The organism is Gemmobacter sp. LW-1, assembly GCF_001303875.1.
In the GTDB taxonomy this organism is placed as follows: domain Bacteria; phylum Pseudomonadota; class Alphaproteobacteria; order Rhodobacterales; family Rhodobacteraceae; genus Gemmobacter; species Gemmobacter caeni.
This window is the reverse complement of record NZ_LJSC01000046.1, coordinates 15,337-42,310: the sequence shown is the minus strand read 5'-3', so window position 1 is coordinate 42,310 and position 26,974 is coordinate 15,337. Positions and strand designations below refer to the sequence as shown.

Below are 26,974 nucleotides of genomic sequence, written 5' to 3'. Positions count from 1 at the left end.
CCGCCGATACCCCGGCAGCGCCGCTGACCGCGCGCGGGATCGACGGCGTGTCAACCGGCGCACTCCCCTTGGCCCGCGCGTTGCGGCTGGCGGATGACCCCTGCCCGCACCGACAACCCGGCGGGCGCAGCGCGGCGCTGGCAGTCCTGGAAAGTTTTCTGACCAGCCGGGCCGCGCCAGGACTCCCGGCGCAGGTGACGCCCGCCGGGGCCGAGCGGGCGAGCCCGCGTCTTTCGGCCCATCTGGCCTTCGGCACCCTGTCGGCGTCCGAAGTCATCACCGCTATCGACGCGCGGCTGACAGATCGCCCGCTGCCGCAGATGGCATCCGGCCTGCGGGCCACGCAGTGCCGGCTGCTGGCGCGCGCGACTGCGATGCGCAGCGCCGAGGCTTTTCCCCGTCGCAGCGCCGAAAGCGATGCTGCGCGGCTGGCGGCATGGGGGGCCGGAGAAACCGGCCTGCCCTATCTGGATGCCTGCCTGCGCTATCTGAACGCGACCGGCTGGCTGCCTCATGCCGCGCGGTCGATGGTTTTGGGTTGCGCCCTGCACCACCTGTCGCTGGATTCCAGATCAGCGGGCGAGGCGCTGGCCCGGCGGTTGACCGATTATACCCCCTCAATCCATTGGGCGCAGGTCCGGCGCCACGCCGGGCTGGCGGAGGTTCCGCCACGCATCTGCAACCCGGTGCGGCTGGGTCAGACTCTGGACCCCGACGGCAGTTTCACCCGGCGTTGGCTGCCCGAACTCGCCCCCGTCCCCGATGCGTTGCTGCAAGAGCCATGGAAATGGTCCGGTGCCCCCGGTCTGCTGGGCCGTCGCTACCCCGAGCCGGTGGTCGACCCCGTCAGCGCCGCCCGTGACGCCCGCGACCGGCTGACGGCCAGCCGCCGCGCTTGCGGAACCCCACCGCCCCGCCGCCTCCGCCCCACTCTCTCCGCCCTGATCGAAGGCAGCCGCTCACCACAAGGCGGTCAGCTTTGCTTCGATCTTTGAGCAGGCAGTGCCCCCGGAATCCGTTTATCAAGAAAGCCCGACAAGTGTTTTTCGCCTGAGCTTTCAAATCCAGTGTCGGCTTCGGTTGCCCGGACGGCGGTTTTTCCGCATCCTCGCGACCGAACAGAGCGGGGAGTCGGAAATGATCGGACGGATGACCAAGAACGGACTTCAGGTGGATCGCGAACTGGCGGATTTCATCGAAACCCGCGCCCTGCCCGGCACCGGCGTCAGCGCCGATACCTTCTGGAGCGGCCTTGCCGCCGCGATAGCCTCGCTTGGCCCGAAGAACCGCGCCCTGCTGGACAAACGCGCCGCGCTGCAAGCCAGTATCGACGACTGGCACAAGAGCCGGCGCGGCCAGCCCTTTGATGCCGACGCTTATGAAACCTTCCTGCGCGAGATCGGCTATCTGGTGCCCGAAGGCCCGGATTTCAGCATTGAAACCGCCAATGTCGACCCCGAGATTGCCAGGATTCCCGGCCCGCAACTGGTGGTGCCGGTGATGAACGCGCGCTACGCGCTGAATGCCGCCAATGCCCGGTGGGGCAGCCTTTACGACGCGCTTTACGGCACCGATGCGTTGGGGGATCTGCCCTCCGGTAAAGGCTATGACCCCGCACGCGGCGCCCGCGTCATTGCCTGGGCCCGCGATTTCCTCGACAGCGCTGTGCCGCTGGCTGGCGCCAGCTGGAAGGATGCGCGCGGATTCGCCGTTGAGAGTGGCGCGCTGGTGGTCCGGACCGCTCAGGGCGACAGGGCGCTGGCAGACCCGGCACAATTCGCGGCCCATATGGGCGATGCCCGCGCACCGCAACAATTTCTGCTGCGCAACAATGGGTTGCTGATCGAAGTGGTCATGGATGACCGTTCCGCCATCGGCGCTTCGGATGCCGCACATATTTCCGACATCTGGCTGGAAAGCGCCCTCTCCGCGATCATGGATTGCGAGGACAGCGTGGCGGCGGTGGATGCCGCCGACAAGGTGGTGGCCTACGCTAACTGGCTGGGCCTGATGACCGGCACGCTGACCGAAGAGGTCAGCAAGGGCGGCCAGACCTTCACCCGCAGCCTGCGCCCCGATGCCAACTGGACCGGCGCGGATGGCACGCCGCTGGCGGTGAAGGGCCGCGCCCTGATGCTGGTGCGCAACGTCGGCCATCTGATGACCAACCCCGCCATCCTTGATGCCGAAGGCGCCGAAGTGCCCGAGGGCATCATGGATGCCTTCGTCACCACGCTTTGCGCGATGCACGACCTGAAGAAGACCACGGGCGTGCGCAACTCCGTCACCGGCTCGGTCTATGTGGTGAAACCCAAGATGCATGGCCCCGGAGAAGTGGCCTTCGCCTCGGAAATCTTTGACCTTGTGGAAGATACGCTGGGCCTTCCACGCAATACCGTGAAGCTCGGGATCATGGACGAAGAGCGCCGCACCAGTGCGAACCTGAAGGAATGTATCCGCGCCGCGAAATCCCGCGTGGCCTTCATCAATACCGGCTTTCTGGACCGCACCGGCGACGAGATCCACACCTCGATGGAGGCCGGGCCAATGGTCCGCAAGGGCGAGATGAAACACACCGCCTGGATCAAAAGCTATGAGGACCGCAATGTCGATATCGGTCTTGCCTGCGGGCTGCGTGGCCGCGCGCAGATCGGCAAGGGCATGTGGGCGGCACCCGATCTGATGGCCGCCATGCTGGAACAGAAGATCGCCCATCCTCAGGCCGGGGCAAATTGCGCCTGGGTGCCCTCGCCCACCGCTGCCACGCTGCACGCAACCCATTACCATCGCGTCAATGTGCTGGCCCGGCAGGATGCGATTGCCAAAGGCGGCCCGCGCGGCACCTTGCGCGACCTGCTGACCATCCCGCTCGCGCAAGGCGCCAACTGGTCCGAAGCCGAAATCACGGCCGAGATCGAGAACAACGCGCAGGGTATCCTGGGCTATGTCGTGCGCTGGGTTGATCAGGGGGTGGGCTGCTCCAAGGTGCCCGACATCCATGATGTCGGCCTGATGGAAGACCGCGCCACCTGTCGTATCTCCAGCCAGGCGCTTGCCAACTGGCTGCATCACGGCGTCATCTCGCAGGCGCAGGTGATGGAGGCGATGCGCAAGATGGCCGCCGTGGTAGACCGCCAGAACGCCACCGACCCTGCCTATCGCCCGATGGCGCCCGGATTCGATGGCCCGGCCTTCAAGGCCGCCTGCGATCTGGTATTCGAAGGCTGCGGCCAGCCTTCGGGCTATACCGAACCCGTACTGCATGGCCGCCGACTGGAGGCCAAGGCCCGCTGAGGGCGCACCGTCCCTGCCGCGCTCCCGGCAGGGACGTCTTTTTGAGTATTTGTACAAGAAGCAAGAGAGCCGGTCGCGCGCCGTTTTGCCGCTCCCGCAAAAGCTCTGCTGTTTGCTCCTTGCCCAAATACTCAGGCAAGCTCTGACAGAAGCGCGGCGGTCAGAGCGGTGCGCAGGCGGCTTTCAGCCACTCCAGCGTGGCCCCCTCAACCAGCGGCCCGATCTTCGCCAGAACCCCGGCATGATAGCTGTCTAGCCAGCCGCGTTCACTTGCTGACAGCATGTCCGGCAGGATCAGCCGCCGGTCGAAGGGCACGAAGGTCAGCGTCTCGAAATCATATTGCGCGCGGTGGTCACCCAGCGGCGGCGCCTCCCGCACCACGATCAGGTTTTCGAGCCGGATGCCAAAGGCACCCTCACGATAATAGCCCGGCTCGTCCGACAGGATCATGCCGGGCACCAGCGGCACGGTGGAGAGCCGCGAAATCCGCTGCGGCCCCTCGTGGACTGAGAGGAAGGCGCCGACGCCATGCCCCGTGCCGTGGTCATAGTCGTAGCCCGCAAGCCAGAGCGGCGCACGGGCCAGCGCATCCAGATCACGCCCGGCCAACCCCTTCGGGAACCGCGTGCGCGCCACGGCGATCATACCTTGCAACACGCGGGTATAGCAGTCGCGCGCGTCAGGTTCTGACGGCGCGCCGATGGCGATAGTCCGGGTGATGTCGGTCGTGCCGTCCAGATATTGCCCGCCGCTGTCGACCAGCAGCAGATCGCCGGGTGCCACTGCACGATTGGTGGCCTCGGTCACCCGGTAATGAATGATGGCACCATTCGGCCCCGTCCCGCTGATCGTGTCGAACGACAGGTCATGCAGCTGGTTGCTTTCGCGCCGGAAACCTTCCAGCGCCTCGACCGCAGCAATCTCGGTCAGCCCGCCCTGCGGCGCAGTGGCATCCAGCCAAGCGAGAAAACGCACCATGGCAGCGCCATCGCGCAGATGGGCGGCACGGGTCGCCGCGATTTCAACCGGGTTCTTGCAGGCTTTCGGCAGCGCGCAGGGGTCGTCGCCGGTCGCCACCGCAACGCCCGCATCCTCCAGTTCCTGCGCCACCGCGACCGGCGCGCTGGCCGGGTCGATCCGCACCGGGCCGGGCAGGCTGTGCAGGCCCGGCACAAAGGCCGCGACCGGGCGCAGGGTCACATGATCACCCAGACCCGCGCGGGTTTCCGCGTCGAACTTCGCCGGATCGGCATAAAGCGTCACCCGCCCGTCGTCATGCAGCACCGCAAAGCCATGTAGCACCGGATTGCGCGGCACATCGGCCCCGCGCAGGTTCAGAAGCCAGCACAGGCTGTCGGGCAGAGTAATGACGGCCGCGCGCTGGCCCGCCGCACGCAACCCCTCCGCCAGCCGCGCCCGTTTCGAGGCGCTGCTTTCCCCGGCCAAAGCCTCGGGATGCAGGAAGGCACGCCCCTGCGGTGGCTCAGGCTGATCGGGCCAGATCGCATCGACCATATTGGCGCAGGGCCGCAGGATAACTCCGCTGCCTGCCAGTGCGGTTTCAAGCTTCGCAATCTCGTCTGCCGCATGCAGCCAGGGGTCGAAGCCGATCACGCCTTCAGTCAGATTTTCAACGATCCATTCGCCCGGCTTCACCTCAGGCCAGTTCACCGGCGTGAACACCGCCAGATCGACCTGCGCGCGGACCTGCGTGCGGTAGCGGCCGTCAACGAAAACACCCGCCAGATCGGGCAGCACAATGCAGAAGCCGGCCGAGCCGGTAAAGCCGGTGAGCCAGGACAGCCGCTCATCCCGCGCCGCGACATATTCGCCTTGGTGGGCGTCGGCGCGCGGCACCAGAAAGCCAGAAAGCCCCTCCGCCGCCAGCCTGCTCCGCAGCGTCGCCAGCCGCGCCGCCCCCTGAGACGGGTCTGCCTGCGACGTGAAATCCTGAAACATGCCCGCCTCTTTCCCTTGGCTCAAATATCCTCGGGGTGAATGCGCCCGGCACGGGCGCAAAGGAGGCGAGCCCCCGCACCGCCCCGTCAGCCGACCTTGCGCATCCCCAGAACCCGCGCCCGCTTGCGCGGGTCGGTGTCAAACAACCCGGCCAGCTGTTCGGTCATCGCGCCGGCAAGCTGTTCCACATCGGTGATCGTGACCGCGCGCTGGTAATAGCGCGTCACGTCATGGCCGATGCCGATGGCGATCAGTTCCACCTGTTTGCGCTTTTCCACCATGGCGATCACATCGCGCAGATGCTTTTCAAGGAAGCTGGCAGGGTTCACCGAAAGGGTGGAATCATCCACCGGCGCGCCGTCCGAGATCACCATGAGGATTTTGCGCGCTTCGGGCCGCGAGGCCATGCGACGGTGCGCCCATTCCAGCGCCTCGCCGTCAATGTTCTCTTTCAGAAGCCCCTCTTTCATCATCAGCCCCAGATTGGGCCGCGCCCGACGCCAGGGGGCATCGGCAGATTTATAGATGATATGGCGCAGGTCGTTCAGACGACCCGGCTGTTGCGGACGTCCCGCCGCCAGCCATTTCTCCCGGCTCTGCCCGCCCTTCCAAGCCCGCGTGGTGAAGCCGAGGATTTCGACCTTCACGCCGCAGCGTTCCAGCGTGCGGGCCAGCACATCGGCACAGATCGCGGCAATCGAGATCGGCCGCCCGCGCATGGAGCCGGAATTGTCCAGAAGCAACGTCACGCAGGTATCGCGGAACTCGGTATCCTTCTCCTGCTTGAACGACAGCGGCGTGGTGGGGTTCGCCACCACCCGCGCCAGACGGCCTGCATCCAGCGTGCCTTCCTCAAGATCGAACAGCCATGAACGGTTCTGCTGCGCCTGAAGCCGGCGTTGAAGCTTGTTGGCCAGTCGGCTGACCGCACCTTTCAGCGGTTCAAGCTGCTGGTCCAGATAGGCGCGCAGGCGTTCCAGCTCTGCCGCCTCGGCCAGATCCTCGGCGCGGATTTCCTCGTCGAATTCCTGGGTGTAGACAGTGTAATTCGGGTCAGCATCGGAATAGGGCGCCGGCGGCGGCGGTTCCTGCGGCGCCTCGCCCTCGGGCAGTTCGGCTTCTTCCGACTGCTCCATGTCCGCATTGTCATCCATCGAGACCTGGGCCTGGCTCTGGTCCTGGCTGTCTTCCTGGCTGCGCTCGGGTTCGGCCTCGGCCTCCTCCTCCTGACTGTCCTCGCCAGTGCTCTCGGCGTTGTCCTCGTCCTCCTGCGCCTCGTCCTGCGCCTCGTCATCCATGTCATCGGCGTCCGGGTCGTCGCCCAACTGGTCGCCATAACCAAGATCCGAGATCACCTGCCGCGCCAGACGCGCGAAGGCTGACTGATCCGCCAGCGCGGCGTCGAGGTCGTCCAGCGCCCCGCCCGCCTGCTGTTCGATGAAACCGCGCCAAAGGTTCATCACATTCGCCGCGGCGGCGGGCAGCGGCTGGCCGGTTGCCAGATGCCGCACCAGATAGCCCGCCGCGACAGACAGCGGCGCGTCGGCGGCCTGTGTGATCTGGCCATAACCCTTGCGCTCGGCCTCGTGGCCAAGCTTGTGGGCAATATTCACCGCCGTGCCGGGCATGGCGCGCGCACCCAGCGCCTCGGCCCGCGCGGTTTCCATTGCCTCATATATCTCGCGCGCGATGCCGCCGGGCGGGGCGTATTTCGCGGCCACCCCTTCATCATGGTGACGCCGCCGCAGCGCCAGCGCATCGGCGGTGCCGCGCGCCATCATCACCTCGTCGCGGGTCATGCGGCGGCTGACCTGCGGCAGGCGCATGCCATCCTTGGTCATGCCCGAAGGATCGACGGAATAGCTGACCGTCATCTCCGGGTCATCGGCCATGGTCTTGGTGGCCTCGGCCAGAGCCTTCTTGAACGGATCGGCGGGGTTGTCAGCGGGTTTGGTCATGTCGCGCGCGCTCCGGGTCGGATGTTGCCCCCAAAGACGGGGGGCTGTCTGCCCCCCGCGCTTCCCTTCGGGAAGCTCCCCCCGAGGATATTTCCGGACAGAAAATCGGCGAGCCACCGCCTCATTTTCTGTCCGGAAATATCCTCGGGGGGGTGAGGCCGCAGGCCGAGGGGGGCGCGAGCGCCCCCCTGCGACGGTTCACTTCATCGCCATCGAGGCGGCGCTTTCCGGCAGTTCCTCGCCGAAGCAGCGCTGGTAGAATTCGGCGACGGTCTGGCGCTCCAGCTCGTCACATTTGTTCAGGAAGGACAGCCGGAAGGCATAGCCGACATTGTGGAAGATGCGGGCGTTTTCGGCCCAGTTCAGCACGGTGCGCGGCGACATGACGGTGGAAAGATCGCCATTCATGAAGGCGGTCCGGGTCAGGTCGGCCACCGTCACCATCTGGCTGATGGTCTTGCGGCCCTTCTCGGTGTTGTAATGCGCATTCTTGGCCAGCACGATCGCCGCCTCGGCATCATGGCTGAGGTAGTTCAGCGTGGCCACGAGGCTCCAGCGGTCCATCTGCGCCTGGTTGATCTGCTGCACACCATGGTAAAGCCCGGTCGTATCGCCCAGACCCACGGTATTCGCGGTGGCGAACAGGCGGAAGGACGGGTGCGGGGTGATGATCTCGTTCTGATCGAGCAGGGTCAGCTTGCCGTCATGTTCCAGCACGCGCTGAATGACGAACATCACATCCGCCCGGCCCGCATCATATTCGTCGAAAACGATGGCGACGGGATTGCGCAAGGCCCAGGGCAGGATGCCCTCGTGGAATTCGGTCACCTGTTTGCCGTCGCGCAGCTTGATCGCATCCTTGCCGATCAGGTCGATCCGGCTGATGTGGCTGTCGAGGTTCACGCGCACGCAGGGCCAGTTCAGCCGCGCCGCCACCTGTTCGATATGGGTCGATTTCCCGGTGCCGTGATAACCTTGAATCATCACGCGGCGGTTGTAGGCAAAGCCCGCGAGGATCGCCAGCGTCGTGTCAGGGTCGAATTTATAGGTCGGGTCAATCTCGGGCACGCGGTCGGAGCGCTCGGCAAAGCCCTTGACCTTCATGTCGGTGTCGATCCCGAAGACATCCCGCACAGAGATTTCTTCGGTGGGTTTCGCAACTTGATCCAGCATTCCGTCCGCCATCGCATCAGGCACCCCGGGCGCGGGGTGCGGGTTCGTATCCGTGGTTTTGTGGAACATATCGCCCCCCGCTGCAAGGGCAAGGCTTGTCCCCGACACAATCGGCTGCATCGGCGGCGCGACAGGGTGGCGCTTTTGGCCGCCCTGGTCGCATTTGCGTGAAGTGTGAAACATCCGGCCTGCTGCCTGCGTATGGTCATACAGGACCATGGAGGACATCATGCACCGCAGAACCCTTCTCGGCAGCGCGCTGGCGCTGCTCGCCACACGCCCGGCATTGGCCGCGGGCGAATTTCCCTTCACGCTTTCCGATGCGGAATGGCGCGCACGACTGTCGCCGCTGGCCTATGACGTGCTGCGTCACGAGGCGACCGAGCGTGCCTTCACCTCGCCGCTGAATGACGAGAAGCGCCGCGGCACCTTCCATTGCGCGGGCTGCGACCAGGAGCTTTATGCATCGAGTACGAAGTTCGACAGCGGCACCGGCTGGCCCTCGTTCACTGCCGCGCTGCCGGGCGCGGTGGGCAACCGCGAAGACAGCCGGTTCTTTATGCGGCGGATCGAAGAACATTGCGCCAATTGCGGCGGGCATCTGGGCCATGTGTTCGACGACGGCCCGCCGCCCACCGGCAAACGGCACTGCATCAATGGCGCGGCTCTGCGCTTCCAGCCCGCGTAAGGCCCAGAAAACGCTGGCCCGGCGGGCGGGTGACGGCTAACCTTGGCCCGAAAGGCGGCAAAAGCCCGCCTGAGTGGCGAGGTTCGGGCATGTCTTCCCGGAACGACGATCTGGTGCGCCGCGTGGCGACCGAAGTACAGCGGCTTGCTGGCCCTGACGCCGGAGACCGCGAGTTGAACCAGGCCCTGCGGCTGCTCGCGAAATGGCGGGCGGGCTGGCTGGAGGGCGCGCTTGCACGCCGCCTGCCGCAGCAGATTCCCGCAGGCCCCTTTGCGGGCATGACCTACACGGTCCGCGCCTCCGAAGGGGCGCGTCTCGCGCGGTTACTGGGTGTTTACGAAGCCGGGCTTGCCCCGGTGATCGAAGAGATCGTGGCGCGGCGATATGGTCTGGTGGTCGATATCGGTGCGGCGGAGGGTTATTACGCCGTCGGGCTGGCCCGGCGCCTGCCCGACGCCCGGATCCTCGCCCATGACGGCGATCCGCGCGCAAGGGCCCTTTGCGCCGAGCTTGCGACCCTGAACGGCGTGTCAGACCGCGTGAAGATCGGCGGCGTCCTGACCCATGACGATCTGTGCCACCTCCCTGCGGGCGATTGCGTGATCATCTGCGATATCGAGGGCGCCGAAGCCGAGTTGCTGGACCCCGAGTCGGCCCCTGCCCTGCGCGGCGCTGATCTGCTGGTCGAGGTGCACGAAGGCATGAAGCCCGGCACGCTTGACCTGCTGCACCGCCGGTTCAGCGTCAGCCATGAGATCCGGCAGATCGGGCGCCATCTGGCTGATGACGCTCTGCCGGACTGGGCGGAGCGGCTGTCAGATATGGACAGGCTGATTCTGCTGTGGGAATGGCGGTCTTCGCCGACGCCCTGGCTGTGGATGACCCGCCGATGACCGATCTTGCGCCCAATGCGGCAATCTATTTTGCCGCCGACGGCTATGACCCCGGCGCCAAGGGCATCAATGGCCGTCGGGTGGCGGGGGAAAGCTTCATTCGGGGCTTTTTCCGCCATGCGGATGCACCCGCACTGATGTCGTTTACGCCGAAGCCCGCCGATCAGGCGCTGTTCACCCGGCTCGCGGGTGAGGAACGGCCCGGCATGACGGTTCAGCACCTGCCCCTGCGCAGCCCGCAGCGCCTGGCCGAGCCCGGGACGCTGTTCTTTCCCAGCCCCAATTTCGCTGGCGAATGCTGGCGCCGTGCGCCGCATGGGGATGCAAGCTGGTCGATCTGTGGCATCACCCATACCATATCTACCCGGGGCGTGATGCAGGGCTTTTTCGATCTGCGCATGGCGCCGCAGATGGAATGGGATGCGGTCATCTGCACCTCCCGCGCCGTGCAGTCGGCGGTTCTCACGCAGATGGACATGATCGACGCCCATGCGAAGGCACGGTTCATGACCAACCCGCCGCCCCGCCCGCAGCTTCCCGTCATCCCGCTGGGGATCGACTGTGGCGCCTTTGCCCCGGATGCGGCCGCCGGCGCCGCGTTGCGTGCGCGGCTTGGCGCGGGTGCGGCGGATACGGTGTTCACCTGCATCGCCCGCCTGACCCCTTATGAGAAGTTCGACCCCCTGCCGCTCTATATCGCGCTGGCCGAGGCGCAGCGACGGCTGGGCCCCCGGCAGAAGCTGCATCTGGCGCTGTGCGGGATCTTCCGCGATGCGTTTTCCCGCAAGGTGTTCGAAGAAGGGGCCGCGCGGTTGATGCCCGATGTGGGCTTTCTGGTGCTCGACGGGGCCGATGCGGCTGAACGGCGCGCGGCACTGTCCGGTGCCGATGTCTTCACCTTCCCGATCGACAATATCCAGGAAACCTTCGGCCTTGCCCCGATCGAGGCGATGGCGGCAGGCCTGCCGGTTCTGGTGTCGGACTGGGACGGCATGCGCGATACGGTGACGCCCGATGTGGGCATCCGTGTTCCGACCCGGACGCTGGGGCCAGGCCATGCGATATCCGAGGCGCTGCGCCATTTCGGTGGCGCCGACACCTATCCGCAATATTGCGCGCTGACCTCGCAGATGACGGCAATCGACATCCGTGCGCTTGTCGAGGCGATCCTGTCGCTCGCAGGTAACCCCGATCTGCGCCGCAGGCTGGGAGCCGCCGGACAGGCCCGCGCCGCAGCGCTGTACGACTGGCGGGTGATCGTGCCGCAGATGCAGGCTTTGTGGGGCGAGCTTGCCGCGCGCAGGGGCGCCGCCACAGCTCCGGCCCTCCCGCCTGCCGGGCGACTTGCCGTAGCCCCCTCGCCCTTCGCCTATTTCGCCAGCTATCCAAGTGCCGCAGGCGGGTTTGCCGGCGTGCGTTTCGCCAGCGCGACGCCACAACCGCCGCTGCCGGTGGCCGAAATGCTGGTGCTGCGCAACTATACCGGCATGGGCCGCTCCACCGAACGGCCCGAAGCCTTCGCCGCCATGGCCGAGGCCATCGCGGCAGCAGGTGCCCCCGGCATCAGCCGCGACGATCTGGCCAGCGCGCATAAATACAACCCGCTGACGGTGGATCGTCTGCTGATCTGGCTGCTGAAATACGGCTATATCCGGCGCCTGCCCGCCGTAACGCCCGTTCAGTCGCGGAAATAGCGGCTTTCGCGGATCTGCTCCCACGCCCAGACGACTTCTTGCAGACGCGATTCGTCATCGCGGTTGCCGCCATTCATGTCCGGGTGAAGATCCTTGACGAGGCTCTTGTATTGCTTGCGGATTTCCGTGCGCGTCCAGGTGTCGCGCGCATCAAGGATCTCCAGCGCCTTGCGTTCGGTCGAAGGCAGCTTGCGCGTTACGGCAGATTGCACCTTGCCGGGGTTCTGCGTGCCCTTCTCGCCCAGGATCGCCATGGGGTCATTGACCCCCAGCCGAGCCCAGGCCCGGCCATCATCCTTCTGGCTGAAGGGTTTGGTTTCCCGCTCCCATACGCGCGCCTTGTCGAGGAACTTCTGAAACTCCTCGTCCGAGGTGCCGTTGAAGAAGTTCCACTTCAGATTGTATTCCCGAACGTGATCCTTGCAGAACCAGAAGAACTCGTCCAGCAGGTCCGGCGATTTCGGCGCGCGATAAAGACCTGCCTCCTGACAGCCCGGATATTCGCAGTTCTTCTGCGACGTCTCAAACGCCCCCGACATGCCCCGGCGGCCCGTCTTGCGGCGCTTCTTGTCCGAGGAAACGCGGATGTCGAATTCGAACGGGGGTTTCTGCATTACACGGCCTTTCCGACACTGCCTTTCCGACTCGGAGGCGAGAGTTTAGATGTTTACGCGCCGGATTGAAGGGGGAGCGCGCTGAAAATGTCTGTCCGTAACGAAATCGAGGAAAGGCTGACCGCTGCCTTTGCGCCGGAAGTTCTGGAAATTCAGGATGATAGTGAGAAACATCGCGGTCATGGCGGCTGGCGTGAAGGCGGCGAGACCCATTTCAACGTGACCATCCGCGCACCTGCGCTGGCGGCCCTGGGCCGGGTCGAGCGTCATCGTGCGGTCCATCGCGCGCTTGGCGATCTGACCACCCGCATTCACGCGCTGGCGCTGGATATCGGCTGAGCCTCAGGCGGTGGCGGCGGTCTTGCGGATACGCTCGACCATCGCCCGCACACCATTCGACCGCTGCGACGACAGATGCTCGTTCAGGCCCAGCCGCGCCAGTTCGGCAGGCGCATCAACCTGGCCGACCTCCGCCGCAGTCAGCCCGGCATAAAGCGCGTGCAGCACCGCGATCAGCCCGCGCACGATCATCGCATCCGACGTGCCCTGAAAATCGAACCGCGCCGAAGGGCCCTTCCCTTCGACCATCGGGCGCAGCCAGACCTGGCTGGCGCAACCATCCACCTTGAAGGCAGGCACCTGAAAGGCCGCGTCCAGATCAGGGAAAGCCTTGCCCAGTTCGATCACATGGCGATAGCGGTCCTCCCAGTCGTCAAGGAATTCGAAGGTTTCCACGATCTCTTCAAAGGCGGGGGTGGCCATGGTGTGCTCCTTACCGTATCGGGCCACAGCTAGGCCGAAGCGCGCGAAAGGTCCAGAGGAGTGCTTTTCAAAAGCCCGCGCTTGGGTTAGCCAAGGGTCAGGCCGGATCAGGCGCCAGACGGGCGCGAAAGGGGATGGGATGAGAAAACCGCTGCTTGCCGCGCTGGCGCTGGTGATGTTCGTTTCCGCCTGCGGGGCGGTGCGCGAGTCGCGTCTCAACCCGTTCAACTGGTTCAAGCGCAGCGAAACGGTGGCGGTCGATCCGGTGACGCAGAAGCCGGAAGACCCGCGCCCGCTGGCCCAGCAGATCATCGACCTGAAGGTCGAACCCGCTCCCGGCGGTGCGATCATCCGCGCCACAGCCCTGCCCCCGACGCAAGGCTGGTGGGATGCAGAGCTGGTGAAGCGCGGCGACGACCAGAACGGTGCCCGCATCTATGACTTCCGCATGTCTGCCCCCAAGACGCAGGCCGGCGTCTCGACCCCACGCTCGCGCCAGATCACGGCCGCGGTGTTCCTGACGACCCGGCAATTGCAGGAGATCACGTCGATCACCGTGCAGGCCGCGACCAACGGCATGACCAGCCGCCGCTGACATCCGCACCGCGGCAGCCGCTTTGACGGGGGCTCGATGCCCCCGGCGAAGCGCCCCCGTTCAGAGCTTCAGCCAGTTCCGCGCCTCGGCCACCATCTGCCCGACGGGACGGAACGCCCGCAGCGCCAGTGCCCCTTCCTCCGCACCCGGCGGCTCCAGCGTGGCGCACTGGCTTGCCAGCAGCGCAGGCGGCATGAAATGTCCCTGCCGCGCTTGCAGATGCCCGGAAATCTCGGCCTCCGACGCCGCCAGATGGATCACCCGCAGGTCAGGAGCAAAATCCCGCAGCCGGTTCCGATAGGCCCGGCGCAGGGCCGAACAGGCCAGAACACCACCCGGTTCCAATGCCACGCCACAGGCCTCAAGCCATGGCCATCGGTCGTCATCCGACAGCGGCTCACCCCGCGCCATTTTCGCAATATTCGCCTCAGGGTGCAGGTCATCCGCATCGCGGAACACCAGACCCGTCGCCGTGGCCAGCGCCGCCCCGAAACGGCTTTTGCCGCATCCGGAAACGCCCATGACGAGAATACGCACGGGCGTCACCCCAGCCGCACCACCCGGACCTCGTTACCGCGTGCGGTCAGGGCAATTTCGCCCTTGCAAAGCCGCAGCGCATCCTCTCCGAAGGCTTCCATCCGCCAGCCCTTCAGCGCGGGCAGATCGCGTTCGCCCGCGGCGATGGCATCCAGATCGGCGGCAGAGGCGATCAGCTTGGCCGCAACGCCAAGGCTTTCCGACTTCGCTTTCAGCAGCACACGCAGCAGATCTGCCAGCGCCGGATTGACCTGCAACTGTTCGCGCGCAAGATCAGGCTTCGGCATATCCTCGGGCTTCATCTCCAGCCCGGCTTTCACCGCCGCGATGATTCCGTCGGCGATGTCGCCCCGCCGCCCCTCGCGCAGCAGAAGGCGCGAGCGGCCCAGCTCCTCATGCGTCTGCGGCCGGGTCGAGGCCAGTTCCAGCAGCGCATCGTCCTTCATCACCCGTGAACGAGGCACATTGTTCGTTTGCGCATAACTTTCGCGGAACTCGGCCAGCGCCTTCACCAGCGCCAGGAACCGCCCCGAGGTGGTGCGAGTCTTGACCCGCTGCCAGGCTTCGGCCGGGCGGATCGTGTAGGTTTCGGGGTCGGTGAGCATGCCCAGCTCTTCCGCAACCCAGCGTTCACGCCCCGATTTGGCGATCTGCCGCGCGAGGCTTTCATAGACCACACGCAGATGCGTCACATCGGCCAGCGCATATTCCTTCTGCGCCGCGCTCAGCGGGCGGCGCGACCAGTCGGTGAAGCGCGATGTCTTGTCGAGACTCGCCTTGGCGATCTTCTTCACCAGCGTCTCGTAGCCCACCTGTTCGCCATAGCCGCAGACCATGGCGGCGACCTGGGTGTCGAACAGCGGCACGGGGAAGACCCCGCCCTCGACGAAGAAGATTTCCAGATCCTGCCGTGCGGCGTGGAACACCTTGACCGTCGCCTCATGGCGGAACAGGTCATACAGCGGCTCCAGCGACATGCCCTCACCCTCAATCGGGTCAACCAGCACCGCTTCGCCATCGGCGCCCGGCAGGGCCATCTGGATCAGGCAGAGTTTCGACCAGTAGGTGCGTTCGCGCAGGAACTCAGTGTCGATGGTCACATAAGGGTGTGCCTTGGCTGCCGCACAGAATTCGGCAAGCTCCTCGGTCGTCGTAATGGTGCGCATGGGCGTCTTTCGTCTGGCTCACGGGGGTGTCCCGCCCTTCCGCTATAGGCACCTGATACCGCGATGTGAACCTTTTTCCACAAATGTGGGGCGGAAAGCCACGGGAAGCTGCCCCCGTGGCTTTCCGGACAGGCAGATCAGACCAGTTCGGCCAGATCGCGGGCGTCGAAGCCACGCAGCGCGGCGGTGTCACCCGCCTCCACATGACGCACCCAGTCGGGGTCGGAAATCAGCGCGCGGCCCACGGCGATCAGGTCGAACTCGTCGCGCGCCATGCGATCCATCAGCTGACCCAGCGGCGCGGCCCCGGCGCCTTCGCCCCGGAAGGCGGCAAGGAATTCGGCCCCGCCAAGCCCCACCGACCCCACGCTGATCGTGGGCGCGCCCGTCAGCTTCTTGGCCCAGCCTGCGAAATTCAGCCCGGTGTCCCCGTCGATTTCCGGGAATTCTGCGTCCCAGAACCGGCGCTGCGAGCAATGCAGAACGTCCGCCCCGGCCTCGACCAGCGGGCCAAGCCAGGCTTCCATTTCCTGCGGAGAGGCAGCGAGTTTCACGCCGTAATCCTGCTGTTTCCACTGGCTGACGCGCAGCAGCACCGGGAAATCGGGACCGACGGCGGCACGGACAGCCTTCAGCACCTCCACAGCGAAGCGGCTGCGTTCCGGCAGGGTTGCGCCGCCCCAGCGGTCGTCGCGCAGGTTGGTGCCCTGCCAGAAGAACTGGTCAATCAGATAGCCATGCGCACCATGCACCTCGACCAGATCCATGCCGATCCGCTTGGCATCCGCCGCCGCACGGGCAAAGGCCGCGATGGTATCGGCAATATCTTCCTCGGTCATCGCGCGGCCGCGAGGCTTGTCGGGCGCCAGCAGACCCGAAGGGCTCTCGACCTCGGCCTCGGGCTTCCACGCCCCGCCCTTGGTCGAGCCGGTATGCCAGATCTGCGGCCCGATCTTCCCGCCCGCGCCATGCACCGCTTCGGCGACGCCGCGCCAGCCTTGCAGCGCCTTGTCCCCGTGGAAGAACGGAATGTTCGGCAGATTGCGCGAGGCCGGACGGTCGATCACCGTACCCTCGCTGAGGATCAGCCCCACGCCCCCCGCCGCCCGGCGGCGATAGTATTCGGCATTGGCCCCGCCGGGCACACCTTCGGGGGCCATGTCACGCGTCATCGGCGCCATGACGATGCGGTTCCTGAGCTCAAGCCCCTTCAGGCGGAAAGGACGGAAAAGCGGCTCTGTCGCGGTCATCTCGCGGACTCCATATCGTTGAGCAGCGGATGTATGTGCGCTAACAGCACTTTCAAGCCGCACTGCAGCATGACCTGACTGCGCGCAGATGCACAGATGGCTGCGCCGGTACAGATTATCTTTCAGGGGAAGGTCTGGTGGAGCAGAGGGGGATCGAACCCCTGACCTCGTCATTGCGAACGACGCGCTCTCCCAACTGAGCTACTGCCCCTCGACCTGAGGGCTATCTGGCTGATGATGCGCGGAATGTCAAGCGGACAGGCTGCGTTTTTCATGGGGCCATATGGGACCGCGCCGCTTTGACGCGGCCCCATGCGAAGGGCTCAGCCGAACAGGAAATCGGCGCTGCCGATTTTGCCCGCAGCCACATCCTCCAGCAGGATCGTAGTGCCGCTGTCCAGCGTGATGCGGGTATCCGCGCCGTCATTCACCGCCTCGATGGTCACATCCGCCATGCTGCCCCCCGACAGGACGATACGGTCCACCCGGTCGGTGAAATCGCGGATCACATCGTCGCCCTCATCGGCCAGCCGGTCATAGACAAAGTGATCCGCCCCGCCGCCGCCCGAAAGGTCATCATTGCCCAGCCCGCCCGAGATCGTGTCGCGGCCGCTCGCCGTCTGGATGATGTCGTTGCCGCCCGACAGATCGTAGAAGGCGAATTTCTCGATGCCGGTAAAGTTGACATCATTACCGCCCATGCCGTTGTACTGCCCGCTCCAGCCGCCACCCTCTGTCGCGGTCAGGTTGCGCAGCCAGACATCATTGGTTGCAATTGCATAGGTGAGGATCAGCGTATCCACCCCTGCCCCACCATTGACCTGATCGGTGCCTCCGGCATGCAGGGCGATCACATCACTGCCCCGCCCCGTGTCGATGACGTCACCCATTGCGCCGGTGTCATGGCCGGTCACGCGGTCATTGCCACGGCCTGTTTGCAGGTTCATCCCCTCGAAGCCCTGCACCTTGCCCGAGACCAGGTATGTGGAGACCTTGTTGAGGTCGATGCGGATGGCCTTGCTGGCGGTATGCAGATCGGCGGTCCAGAAATCGGTCCCGTCACCGCCATTCGCCTGATCCCGCCCACGCCCGACATCGACCAGATCGTTGCCTGCCCCGGCCAGCACCGTATCGTTGCCCTTGCCGAAGACCAGAATGTCATCGCCCCCCACGCGATCCTCGTAGCGGAAACGCTCGATCCCGGTGAAGAACAGGTCATTGCCGCCGAGACCGTTCAGACGGCCACTGTAGCCGTCCCGTCCGGCGGTCAGCCCCTCCAGCCAGACACCGCCCCCGAACTCCTCCACCGTATAGCGCAGGAGATCGGCGCCGGTTCCGCCATTGGCCTGATCCGTTCCACCATCCCAGAAGGTCAGCGTATCATTGCCCGCGCCCGAACTCAGGACATCGCTCATGTTCGCGGTCCGGTGCACGGTCAGCGCGTCATTGCCCGCGCCGGTTTCAAGATCCATCCCCTCGATCCCCTTGACCCAACCGCTGCCAAGGGTTTTCGAGGTGCCGTTCAGGTTGACCTTCAGCGCCGCTGTTGCGTCGCCCAGTCGGCCGTGCCAGAAATCAAGCCCGCCGGCCCCGCCATCAATCCGGTCCTGCCCGCCGCCGCCCATCAGCGTGTCGTCACCCGCACGGCCCAGCAGCGTGTCATTGCCGTCGCCGGTATGGATGCTGTCATTGCCACCCGAGCGATCCTCGAAGCGGAACCGCTCGATGCCGGTGAAGATCAGGTCATTGCCCCCCATGCCGTTGAAGGTGCCACTGTAGCCGCCGCCCTCGTCCGCTGTCAGATTGTTCAGCCAGACATCATTCGTGGGCTGGGCATAGATCACCTCCAGCACATCACTGCCCGCGCCGCCGACCACCTGATCCGTGGCGCCCATGTAGATGCGGATACGGTCATTACCCGCCCCGGTGGAGACGACATCATAGCCCACACCGCTGGCATGGTTGGTGATGACGTCGTTGCCTGCGCCGGTCGTCAGGTCCAGCGCCTCGACATTGCGCACCTCGGCCCCGTCGGCGAAGGAAGAGACCGCGTTGATGTTCACGGTCACATTGCCGCTGAACCAGCTGACATTGGCCTGCCAGCGGTCGGTGCCCGCGCCACCATCGACGGTATCGCGCCCGCCATTGCCATAAAGGCTGTCATTGCCCGCGCCGCCGATCAGATTGTCATCACCGTCTCCCGTGACGATGGAATCATTTCCCCCGGCCCGGTCGATGAAGGTGAAATGGCCGAAGCCCGCGAAGAAGGCGTCATTGCCCCCCATCCCGTCGAACTTGCCCTCGTAGCCCGATGCGGGATGTTCAGCCCCCGAGCCCGCCGGGCTCAGGGTATTGAGCCAGACATCATTTGTCTCGGCATCATAGATATAGGTCAGCCGGTCGTTCACCCCGCCGGTCACAAGATCGGCCGCCCTGTTGGTAATCGTGACATCTGCCATAGCAACCTCCCATCAAATCCGAATATGATTATATTTCTGATTCGAGGGGGCCGCCTTGGCCTGCATCAAATCGGCCTACATGCCGACGGCGACTCAGGGCCGCAGGTTCTGCCGCACGAAATCCGAGATCTGAGCCGCAGGCCGTGCCCCCGCCAGCCGGGCGACCTCGCGCCCGCGATGGTAAAGCACCAGCGCCGGAATACCCTGAATCCGCGCACGTCCGGCAATATCCGGGTGATCTTCGGTATTCAGCCTGGCCAGACGCACCTCGGGGGCCAGCGCCTTCGCCGCCTTGGCGAATTCGGGCGCCATCGCCCGGCAGGGGCCACACCACGGCGCCCAGTAATCCACCAGCAACGGCAGGTCATCACCCCGCACCGCCTTGTCATGACTCAGCCGGTCCAGCTCGTGCACGCGGCCATCGTCCAGCGGCTCGCCACAACTGCCGCATTTCGGCGCGGCCGACAGACGGTCGCGGGGCACCCGGTTCATCTGCCCGCAGGTAGCACAGGCCAGTTTCACGGCTTCCATCGGAGCCTCCATTCATATTCCCGTTGCGGAATATATTGGCGATACCCCGAACACCCGCAAGGGGCCTAGATTGCGAAAACCACGCCATAGGCCAGCGCCCCACCCAGGGTCGCCAGCACGACCGAGCGGCGCCAGAACCACAGGCCGATCACCGCCACCGTTCCCGCCCAGAACGCCGCCTGCGCCCCGCCCGTCAGCAGGGGCAGAACCGAAACGGCAAACAGCGCCGCAATCGCCGCCGGGCCGATCGCGGCCAGCATCCGCCCCGGCCAGCCCCCCGCAGACAGCGCCGACAGGTTCAGCCGGAACGGCAGATAGCGAAACGCCCATGTCGCCGCGCCTACGGACACCACCAGTGCCAGAACCTCAGCCCTCATGCCCGCCCCCGCGGCAACCCGGCCAGAGCCCCGGCCACCATCCCGGAAAGAATCCCTGAGGTCGCCGAATACAGCAGCGTCACCCCGATGGTCACGGCCGCCGCCACCGCGATCACCGGCAATTGCGCCCGGCTCAGGATCGACAGCAGAAGCGCCAGAAACAGCGCGGGCAACATGAAGCCCAGCGCCGCCTCGACCGCCGGATAGGCCGCCAGTGCCCCGCCCCCTGCCGCCGCCCCCGCAGCGGTGCCCGAAACCCAAGCGGCATAGGCCGCCAGCCCCAGCCCGAACATGAACGGCTCCGAAAACCGCCGCCCGCGCGACAGCGCGCCCAGCGCAGTGCCAAACACCTCGTCCGTCAGCCCGAAGGCCCAGGCCCAGGCGCGCCGCGTCGCCTGTTCATGCCCCGCCGCCGCCATAAGGGCCGGACCATAGGCCAGATGGCGCAAGCCCATCGCCACCAGCGTGAATACTGACACCAGCAGCGGCGCCCCGCCCGAAACCAGCGCCACGGCCAGAAACTGCGCCGCGCCGGAATACATGATCACTGAAAAGGCCATCACCTCGGCAAAGCCAAGCCCCGCCCGCGTTCCGGCCACACCAAAAGAAAAGGCAATGGGAAAATATCCCAGCACAATCGGCAGCGCCGCCATCAGCCCCGCCGCGAACCCGCTTTCCCCCTGCCGCATCACACCCCCAAGACCGACCCGGATGCAGCTAAAGGCCAGGCGCTTCCGCGTCCAGCCCTGCATTTGCTTCTTGCCCAAATACTCAGAAAACACCGGTCGCCCCGCGCAAAAGCCGGGCGGCCGGGCGCCTTCATTCCGCCGCCATGTAGCTTTCAACCGGCGGGCAGATGCAGATCAGATTGCGGTCACCATAGACGTTATCCACCCGCCCGACCGGCGGCCAGTATTTGTCCACCCGGAAGGCGCCGGGCGGGAAGCAGCCCTGCTCGCGCGGGTATTTCCGTTCCCAGTCGGCGACCAGATCTTCCACCGTATGCGGCGCATGGCGCAGCGGGCTGTCCTCGGCGGAAATCTCGCCCGCCTCCACCGCCTTGATCTCGGCGCGGATCGCCAGCAGCGCGGTGATGAAGCGGTCGATCTCGGCCTTGGTCTCGCTCTCCGTCGGCTCCACCATCAGCGTGCCCGCCACCGGCCAGCTCATCGTCGGCGCGTGGAAACCGTTATCGATCAGACGCTTGGCGATGTCATCCACCGTCACGCCCGCTTCCGCGAAAGGCCGGGTGTCAAGGATGCATTCATGCGCCACCCGCCCCCGGTTGCCCATGAACAGCACCTCATAGGCACCCTTCAGCCGGGCCGCGATGTAATTCGCGTTCAGGATCGCCACGCGCGTCGCCTGCGTCAGCCCAGCACCGCCCATCATCAGGCAATAGGCCCATGAAATCAGCAGGATGCTTGCTGAGCCGTAGGGCGCCGCCGAAACCGGCCCCTCGGCGCCTCCCGTCTCGGGGTGCCCCGGCAGATAGGGCGCCAGATGCGCCTTCACCCCGATCGGCCCCATGCCCGGCCCGCCGCCACCATGCGGGATGGCAAAGGTCTTGTGCAGGTTCAGGTGGCTGACGTCGCCGCCCACCTCGCCCGGCTTCACCAGACCCACCATGGCATTCATGTTGGCGCCGTCGATATAGACCTGCCCGCCGTGCTCATGCGTGATCTTGCAGATCTCGCGCACGGTTTCCTCGAACACGCCATGGGTGGAGGGATAGGTGATCATGCAGGCCGCCAGACGGTCGCCCGCCTCCGCCGCGCGGGCGCGGAAATCCTCGACATCCACGTCGCCATTGGCCGAGGATTTCACCACCACCACCTTCATCCCCGCCATCTGCGCCGAGGCCGGGTTGGTGCCATGGGCCGATACCGGGATCAGGCAGACATCGCGATGCCCTTCGCCCCGCGCGCGGTGATAGGCCTGAATGGTCAGAAGCCCGGCATATTCGCCCTGCGCACCGCTGTTGGGCTGCATCGAGAAGGCGTCATAGCCGGTGATCTCGCACAGCTTCTCCGACAGGTCGGAAATCGCCTCGTGATAGCCCGCCGCCTGATCCGCCGGCACGAAGGGGTGCAGGCTGGAAAACTCGGGCCAGGTGATCGGCATCATCTCGGCCGCCGCATTCAGCTTCATGGTGCAGGACCCGAGCGGGATCATCGCCCGATCCAGCGCGAGGTCACGGTCGCTGAGACGCCGCATGTAGCGCATCATCTCGGATTCCGCGCGGTTCATGTGGAAGACCGGATGGGTCAGCACCTCGGATGTCCGCAGCATCGCCTCGGGGAAGCCGAGGTCGGCGCTGACCGGCGGCGCGGTATGGATGCCAAAGGCGCGCAGCACACGGGCCAGAACATCCTCGTTGGTGGTCTCGTCCAGGCTGATGCCAACGTGGTCATTGCCCACCTTGCGGAAGTTCAGCCCCTCCAGCCGCGCGGCGGCCAGAATACCGGCCTGCCCCACGCCCACATTCACCGTGATCGTGTCGAAGAAGTGCTTCTGCGGCAGCACCGCGCCCGCCTCGCGCAGGGCGCTTGCCAGCCGCACGGTGTAGGAATGCACCCGTTCCGCAATGGCGCGCAGGCCCTTCGGCCCGTGGAAGACCGCATACATGCTGGCCATCACCGCCAGCAGCGCCTGCGCCGTACAGACATTCGACGTCGCCTTTTCCCGCCGGATATGCTGTTCGCGGGTCTGGAGGCTCAACCGATAGGCCTTGTTGCCCCGCGCATCGATGGAGACACCGACGATCCGCCCCGGCATGGCGCGTTTCATGTCGTCCTTACAGGACATGAAGGCGGCATGCGGCCCGCCATAGCCCATTGGCACGCCGAAGCGTTGCGCGGAGCCCACGGCGATGTCGGCCCCCATCTCGCCCGGCGCTTTCAGCATCATCAGCGCCAGCAGGTCGGTCGCCACCACGGCCACCGCCTTCGCGGCGTGCAAACGGTCGATCCAGGGTTCCAGATCGCGGACATTGCCCCAGGTGCCCGGATACTGGAAGATCGCGCCGAACACCTTTTCCGGCTCAAGGAACTCGGGGTCTGCCACGATGACCTCGATCCCGAGCGGCAGCGCGCGGGTGCGGATCACTTCAATGGTCTGCGGGTGGCAATGCGTGTCGACGAAGAAGGCGCGGGCCTTCGATTTCGCCACGCGCTCGGCCATGGCCATGGCCTCGGCCGCCGCCGTCGCCTCGTCCAAGAGGCTTGCGTTCGCCACTGGCAGCCCGGTCAGATCGGCGACCATGGTCTGATAGTTCAGCAGCGCCTCAAGCCTGCCCTGCGCGATTTCGGGCTGATAGGGGGTATAGGCGGTATACCAGGCCGGGTTTTCCAGAATGTTGCGCTGGATCGCGGGCGGGGTCACGGTGCCGTAATAGCCCTGCCCGATAAGGCTGGTCATCACCCGGTTCTTGGCCGCCACCCCGCGGAGCTTCGCCAGAAGCTCATGCTCGGACAAGGGCGCCCAGCCCAGGGGCGTTTCCTGCCGGATTGAGGCGGGGATGGTTTCGTCGATCAGCGCCTCCAGCGTGGGCACGCCCACGGCCTTCAGCATATCCGTCATCTCGGCCGGAGACGGGCCGATATGACGGCGGTTGGCGAAATCGTAAGGGTTGTAGTCGGTCGGTGTGAAGGTCATGTCACATCCCGCGACGGACCATGCCGCCGCGCTCCCATTTTCGGTCCGAAATAACGTGGTGGTGCAGGGGCGGCGCCCCCGCCCTTGCCGTCTTCAGCCAACCGGCCTCAGCCGATCAGTTCCTTGTATTCGTCCTCGTCCATGAAATCGTCGAGCACGCTCAGATCATCGAGCTTCATCTTGAAGAACCACGCTTCCCCCAGCGGGTCTTCGTTCACCAGACCGGGGTTGTCGGCGAGTTTCTCGTTCACGGCGACAATCTCGCCCTCGACCGGGGCGAGGATGTCCGAGGCTGCCTTGACGCTTTCGATCACACAAACCTCATCCCCGGCCCCAACCTGGGTTTCCGGCTCGGGCAGTTCGACAAAAACCACATCACCCAGCGCCTCGGCCGCGTGTTCAGTGATGCCGACCACCACAACATCGCCCTCGACGCGCAGCCACTCGTGTTCCTTGGTATATTTCATCGCTTTAAGCCCTGTTTCAGCGTTTGTAGGTGGTAGGTTGGAACGGCATGTCGGCCACCGTCACCGGCTGGCGCTTGCCGCGCAATTCGCCCGCGAGGGCGGTTCCGGTGGCGGCGTGTTCCACCGTGACATAGCCCATGGCAATCGGAGCCTCGACTGAAGGCCCGAACCCGCCCGAGGTGATGCGGCCCACGGCGGTCTCGCCAGCGTAAAGCTCGACCCCCTCGCGCATCGGCGCGCGGCCCTCGGGGCGCAGGCCGACGCGGCGGCGGGCCGGACCTTCGGCCAGTTCACGCAGGATGCGCGCGGCACCGGGGAAACCGCCTTCGCGGGCACCGCCCGTGCGACGGGCCTTCTGGATCGCCCAGGTCAGACCGGCCTCGACGGGCGAAGTCGTCTCGTCAATGTCATGGCCATAGAGGCAAAGCCCGGCCTCAAGCCGCAGGCTGTCGCGCGCGCCAAGCCCGATGGGCGCAACCTCCGCCATCGCCAGGAGCGCGCGGGCCAGCCCCTCGGCCCCGCCATCTGGCACCGAGATTTCATAGCCATCCTCGCCGGTATAGCCCGAGCGGCTGATCCACAGCTCGCCGAACACCGTCGGCACCTGCGCCACATCCATGAAGCGCATCGCAGCCACCTGCGGCACCAGCCGCGCCAGCGCGGCCTCCGCCGTCGGGCCTTGCAGCGCCAGCAGCGCGCGGTCGGTCACCGGCAGAACCTCGGTGGTGGCGGAAAGATGCGCCTGCATATGCGCGATGTCGGCGGCCTTGCAGGCGGCGTTCACCACGACGAACAGATGATCGCCGCGATTGGCGAACATCAGGTCGTCCAGAATGCCGCCCGCGTCATTGGTGAACAGGCCATAGCGCTGCCGCCCCTCGGCCAGCCCGGCCACATCGACCGGCATCAGCCGCTCGAAATCCAGCGCGGTGGCCTCGTAGCTGCCTTTGGGCCGCAGGATCACCTGCCCCATGTGGCTGACATCGAACAGCCCCGCAGCCGCGCGGGTGTGAAGATGTTCCTTCAGCACCCCCATCGGGTATTGCACGGGCATGGAATAGCCCGCGAAGGGCACCATCTTGCCGCCCAGTTCCTCATGCAGGTCATTGAGACCCAGCCGCAAAAGGTCGCTCACGCGCGCCTCCTCTTCCGCCGGTCATCGCATAGGTCCGGCACCTGTCGACAGGCCAACCCCTGTCGTGCGGTGCCCCCTCTGTCCCTGCCCTTGCCATGCCGGCTTCGGACGCCTGAGATCGTTATCCCTTCGGCGGGCGCGTCGCGCGCCACTCTCCAGAGTCTTCTGCCAGGACGGTCCTGTCGCCTGAGAGTTTACCGGGGCGGTTGCTCCTTCGGCACCGGCTCCGAGGTGAGTGACCCCCGCCGGATTCTCCCGATCCTGACAAGTTCACTGCTAGCCCAGCCGCCCCGTCGGAGGCAAGGGAAATTTCGTATCCGACGGTATGCCAACCATTTCCGACATGGCCAGCATACGCCGGTCAATCACGCGCAAAGCAAGCCAGACAGCCAGCACCCCGAAAACGATGCCGCCGACCGCCTGCCCGATCAGCACCCCTTGCGGGCCATAGCTCTGCCCCAGCCACCAGGCAAAAGGCACCGTGCCCAAGGTATGCCGCCCCCAGTTGATGAGCGTCGCCTGAAACGCAGCGCCCAGATTGTTGCAGGCGGCATTCGCCACGAAGATCAGGCCATTGAAGAAGAACAGCAGGCTCAACGGGCCGCAGAACAGGAAGACCAGTTCGCGGGTCAGCCCCTCAGCATGGAACAACGCGGCGATGGGCGCGCGCAGCAGAAACAGCAGTGCCGACATGCCAAGGATCACAAGGCCAGTGAACCGGATGGCGTCAAAGAAGGCACGACGCACGCGGTCCATCCGGCGCGCACCAAGATTCTGGCCGATGATCGGGCCGATGGCCCCCGCAAGAGCAAAGATCGTGCCGAAGGCGACCGGCGTCAGCCGCCCCGCGATGGCCATGCCCGCCACGGCGGCCTCGCCATAGCCCGCGACCATCCGCGTCACCAGCGCCTGCCCCACAGGGGTGGCAAGCTGGGTCAGGATCGCGGGGCCGGAGATGGCCGACAGCGGCGCGACCGCCCCGCGCAGGCTGCGCGCCGAAACCGGGCTGAAGCCACCATGCCGCCGCCAGATCGGCCAAAGCGCCATGACCACCATCGCGATGCGCGATCCCCAGCCCGCAATGGCGGCGCCGGTCAGCCCCAGATCGGCCCAGAGGATCAGCACCGGGTCCAGCGCCGCCAGCACGACCGCCCCCCAGACCGTGACCATCATCGACGCCCGCGCCTCGCCATGCGCGCGCAGGATCGCCGCGCCGATCATCCCGATCATCAGCAGCGGCTGCCCGGGTGTCACCAGTTGCAGGAACCACAGCGTCAGCTCCGCCGTGCGACCCGTCGCCCCCAGAAGGTCCACGATCTGCGGCAGCAAAAACCAGACAACGGCCGAAAAGACGATGCCGAACAGCGCCCCCAGCACCAGGCCCTGCGTCGCCCTGTCCCGCGCCAGCACCGGGTCGCGCGCGCCCACTGCCTGCGCGGTCAGCGCCGAGACACCGATCGACAGGCCGATGCCGAAGGCCGTGGTGAAAAACAGCACCGCCCCGCCATAGCCCACAGCCGCCGTCGCCTCGGGATCGCGCAGCCAGGAGATGTAGACCATGTTGATCAGATCGACGACGAAAATGGCCATCAGCCCGACCGACGAGGTCAGCGACATCACCGCCACATGGGCAAACAGATTGCCCTCCACAAACCGCGCCTGCGCCATCGTCCCGTCCCTGTCCGTTCGCGCCGCCAGTCAGCGCCGACCGAGCGGAAATGTCCAGCCCGGACGGGCCGGCCCGCCCCTCCGAAACGGCGATTG

General features: G+C 65.8%; 23 protein-coding genes, 1 tRNA gene and 1 riboswitch. Of the genes, 7 read left to right on the top strand and 17 right to left on the bottom strand.

The genetic code is table 11. The features are described 5' to 3' along the window. Both AO684_RS13060 and AO684_RS13055 read left to right on the top strand, forming a co-directional pair. A partial coding sequence (locus AO684_RS13060) for an FAD-binding domain-containing protein (protein ID WP_082400965.1) occupies window positions 1-995 on the top strand: 995 nt, incomplete at its 5' end. Between the two features lie 142 nt (window positions 996-1,137). Continuing rightward, window positions 1,138-3,294 carry a malate synthase G gene (locus AO684_RS13055; RefSeq protein WP_054303188.1) on the top strand — a complete coding sequence of 719 codons (2,157 nt, stop codon included), beginning with the start codon at window positions 1,138-1,140 and terminating at the stop codon, window positions 3,292-3,294. A 160-nt stretch (window positions 3,295-3,454) separates the two neighbouring features. Here the strand turns inward: AO684_RS13055 and AO684_RS13050 are convergent, their stop codons facing one another. The 3 genes from AO684_RS13050 to cobS all read right to left on the bottom strand — a co-directional run bounded on the left by AO684_RS13050 (window position 3,455) and on the right by cobS (window position 8,397). Next, the gene (locus AO684_RS13050; protein WP_054303187.1) at window positions 3,455-5,254 is read right to left on the bottom strand and encodes an aminopeptidase P family protein; all 1,800 of its coding nucleotides are present in this window, start codon (window positions 5,252-5,254) and stop codon (window positions 3,455-3,457) included. An 86-nt stretch (window positions 5,255-5,340) separates the two neighbouring features. Beyond that, window positions 5,341-7,212 carry a cobaltochelatase subunit CobT gene (gene cobT, locus AO684_RS13045; protein WP_054303186.1) on the bottom strand — a complete coding sequence of 624 codons (1,872 nt, stop codon included), beginning with the start codon at window positions 7,210-7,212 and terminating at the stop codon, window positions 5,341-5,343. A 198-nt stretch (window positions 7,213-7,410) separates the two neighbouring features. Then, the gene (cobS, locus tag AO684_RS13040) at window positions 7,411-8,397 is read right to left on the bottom strand and encodes a cobaltochelatase subunit CobS (protein ID WP_054303193.1); all 987 of its coding nucleotides are present in this window, start codon (window positions 8,395-8,397) and stop codon (window positions 7,411-7,413) included. Between the two features lie 217 nt (window positions 8,398-8,614). Between cobS and msrB the strand changes: the two genes are divergently transcribed. From msrB to AO684_RS13025, 3 genes are all read left to right on the top strand, one after another. Then, a complete protein-coding gene (msrB, locus tag AO684_RS13035) occupies window positions 8,615-9,073 on the top strand; it encodes a peptide-methionine (R)-S-oxide reductase MsrB (protein ID WP_054303192.1) in 459 nt (152 codons plus the stop codon). A gap of 89 nt (window positions 9,074-9,162) precedes the next feature. Then, a complete protein-coding gene (locus AO684_RS13030) occupies window positions 9,163-9,966 on the top strand; it encodes a class I SAM-dependent methyltransferase (RefSeq protein WP_054303185.1) in 804 nt (267 codons plus the stop codon). Then, on the top strand, window positions 9,963-11,660 hold the full coding sequence (locus tag AO684_RS13025) for a glycosyltransferase family 4 protein (RefSeq protein WP_161806015.1): 1,698 nt from the start codon (window positions 9,963-9,965) through the stop codon (window positions 11,658-11,660). Before AO684_RS13030 ends, AO684_RS13025 begins: the two co-directional genes overlap by 4 nt. On the opposite strand, the gene AO684_RS13020 is transcribed toward AO684_RS13025, so the two are convergent. After that, window positions 11,645-12,274 carry a J domain-containing protein gene (locus AO684_RS13020; RefSeq protein ID WP_054303183.1) on the bottom strand — a complete coding sequence of 210 codons (630 nt, stop codon included), beginning with the start codon at window positions 12,272-12,274 and terminating at the stop codon, window positions 11,645-11,647. The two genes, AO684_RS13025 and AO684_RS13020, sit on opposite strands and share 16 nt — an antisense overlap. An 87-nt stretch (window positions 12,275-12,361) precedes the next feature. Between AO684_RS13020 and AO684_RS13015 the strand changes: the two genes are divergently transcribed. Then, entirely contained in the window at window positions 12,362-12,613 is a 252-nt protein-coding gene (locus AO684_RS13015) for a BolA family transcriptional regulator (RefSeq protein ID WP_054303182.1), read from the top strand. A 3-nt stretch (window positions 12,614-12,616) separates the two neighbouring features. Here AO684_RS13015 and AO684_RS13010 read toward each other — a convergent pair whose 3' ends face one another. Beyond that, on the bottom strand, window positions 12,617-13,036 hold the full coding sequence (locus tag AO684_RS13010) for a SufE family protein (RefSeq protein ID WP_054303181.1): 420 nt from the start codon (window positions 13,034-13,036) through the stop codon (window positions 12,617-12,619). A 139-nt stretch (window positions 13,037-13,175) separates the two neighbouring features. Between AO684_RS13010 and AO684_RS13005 the strand changes: the two genes are divergently transcribed. Beyond that, window positions 13,176-13,631: a hypothetical protein gene (locus AO684_RS13005; RefSeq protein ID WP_054303180.1), complete on the top strand. Its 456-nt coding sequence runs from the start codon at window positions 13,176-13,178 to the stop codon at window positions 13,629-13,631. A gap of 60 nt (window positions 13,632-13,691) precedes the next feature. Here AO684_RS13005 and AO684_RS13000 read toward each other — a convergent pair whose 3' ends face one another. The 12 genes from AO684_RS13000 to AO684_RS12945 form a co-directional block, all read right to left on the bottom strand. Then, a complete protein-coding gene (locus AO684_RS13000; protein ID WP_229825432.1) occupies window positions 13,692-14,168 on the bottom strand; it encodes a gluconokinase in 477 nt (158 codons plus the stop codon). Between the two features lie 5 nt (window positions 14,169-14,173). Further along, on the bottom strand, window positions 14,174-15,334 hold the full coding sequence (gene rnd, locus AO684_RS12995) for a ribonuclease D (protein WP_054303178.1): 1,161 nt from the start codon (window positions 15,332-15,334) through the stop codon (window positions 14,174-14,176). Window positions 15,335-15,471: 137 nt separating this feature from the next. Next, complete coding sequence (locus tag AO684_RS12990) at window positions 15,472-16,584, bottom strand: NADH:flavin oxidoreductase (protein ID WP_054303177.1); 1,113 nt, start codon at window positions 16,582-16,584, stop codon at window positions 15,472-15,474. A 135-nt stretch (window positions 16,585-16,719) separates the two neighbouring features. Next, a tRNA-Ala gene (locus tag AO684_RS12985) sits at window positions 16,720-16,795 on the bottom strand. Between the two features lie 112 nt (window positions 16,796-16,907). After that, entirely contained in the window at window positions 16,908-19,043 is a 2,136-nt protein-coding gene (locus AO684_RS12980) for a calcium-binding protein (RefSeq protein ID WP_054303176.1), read from the bottom strand. Window positions 19,044-19,136: 93 nt separating this feature from the next. Then, window positions 19,137-19,574: a thioredoxin TrxC gene (gene trxC / locus AO684_RS12975; protein WP_054303175.1), complete on the bottom strand. Its 438-nt coding sequence runs from the start codon at window positions 19,572-19,574 to the stop codon at window positions 19,137-19,139. A gap of 65 nt (window positions 19,575-19,639) precedes the next feature. Continuing rightward, entirely contained in the window at window positions 19,640-19,951 is a 312-nt protein-coding gene (locus AO684_RS12970) for an AzlD domain-containing protein (RefSeq protein WP_054303174.1), read from the bottom strand. After that, entirely contained in the window at window positions 19,948-20,640 is a 693-nt protein-coding gene (locus AO684_RS12965; RefSeq protein ID WP_054303191.1) for an AzlC family ABC transporter permease, read from the bottom strand. The genes AO684_RS12970 and AO684_RS12965 overlap by 4 nt, the downstream gene beginning before the upstream one ends. 130 nt (window positions 20,641-20,770) lie before the next feature. Then, window positions 20,771-23,608, bottom strand: coding sequence for an aminomethyl-transferring glycine dehydrogenase (gcvP, locus tag AO684_RS12960; protein WP_054303173.1), 2,838 nt, complete (start codon window positions 23,606-23,608; stop codon window positions 20,771-20,773). 107 nt (window positions 23,609-23,715) lie between these two features. Continuing rightward, a complete protein-coding gene (gcvH, locus tag AO684_RS12955) occupies window positions 23,716-24,075 on the bottom strand; it encodes a glycine cleavage system protein GcvH (protein WP_054303172.1) in 360 nt (119 codons plus the stop codon). A gap of 16 nt (window positions 24,076-24,091) precedes the next feature. Beyond that, window positions 24,092-25,210, bottom strand: coding sequence for a glycine cleavage system aminomethyltransferase GcvT (gene gcvT / locus AO684_RS12950; RefSeq protein ID WP_054303171.1), 1,119 nt, complete (start codon window positions 25,208-25,210; stop codon window positions 24,092-24,094). A gap of 165 nt (window positions 25,211-25,375) precedes the next feature. Further along, window positions 25,376-25,478: riboswitch (glycine riboswitch) on the bottom strand. Window positions 25,479-25,486: 8 nt separating this feature from the next. Next, complete coding sequence (locus tag AO684_RS12945; RefSeq protein ID WP_054303170.1) at window positions 25,487-26,878, bottom strand: MATE family efflux transporter; 1,392 nt, start codon at window positions 26,876-26,878, stop codon at window positions 25,487-25,489. Window positions 26,879-26,974 lie beyond the last annotated feature (96 nt).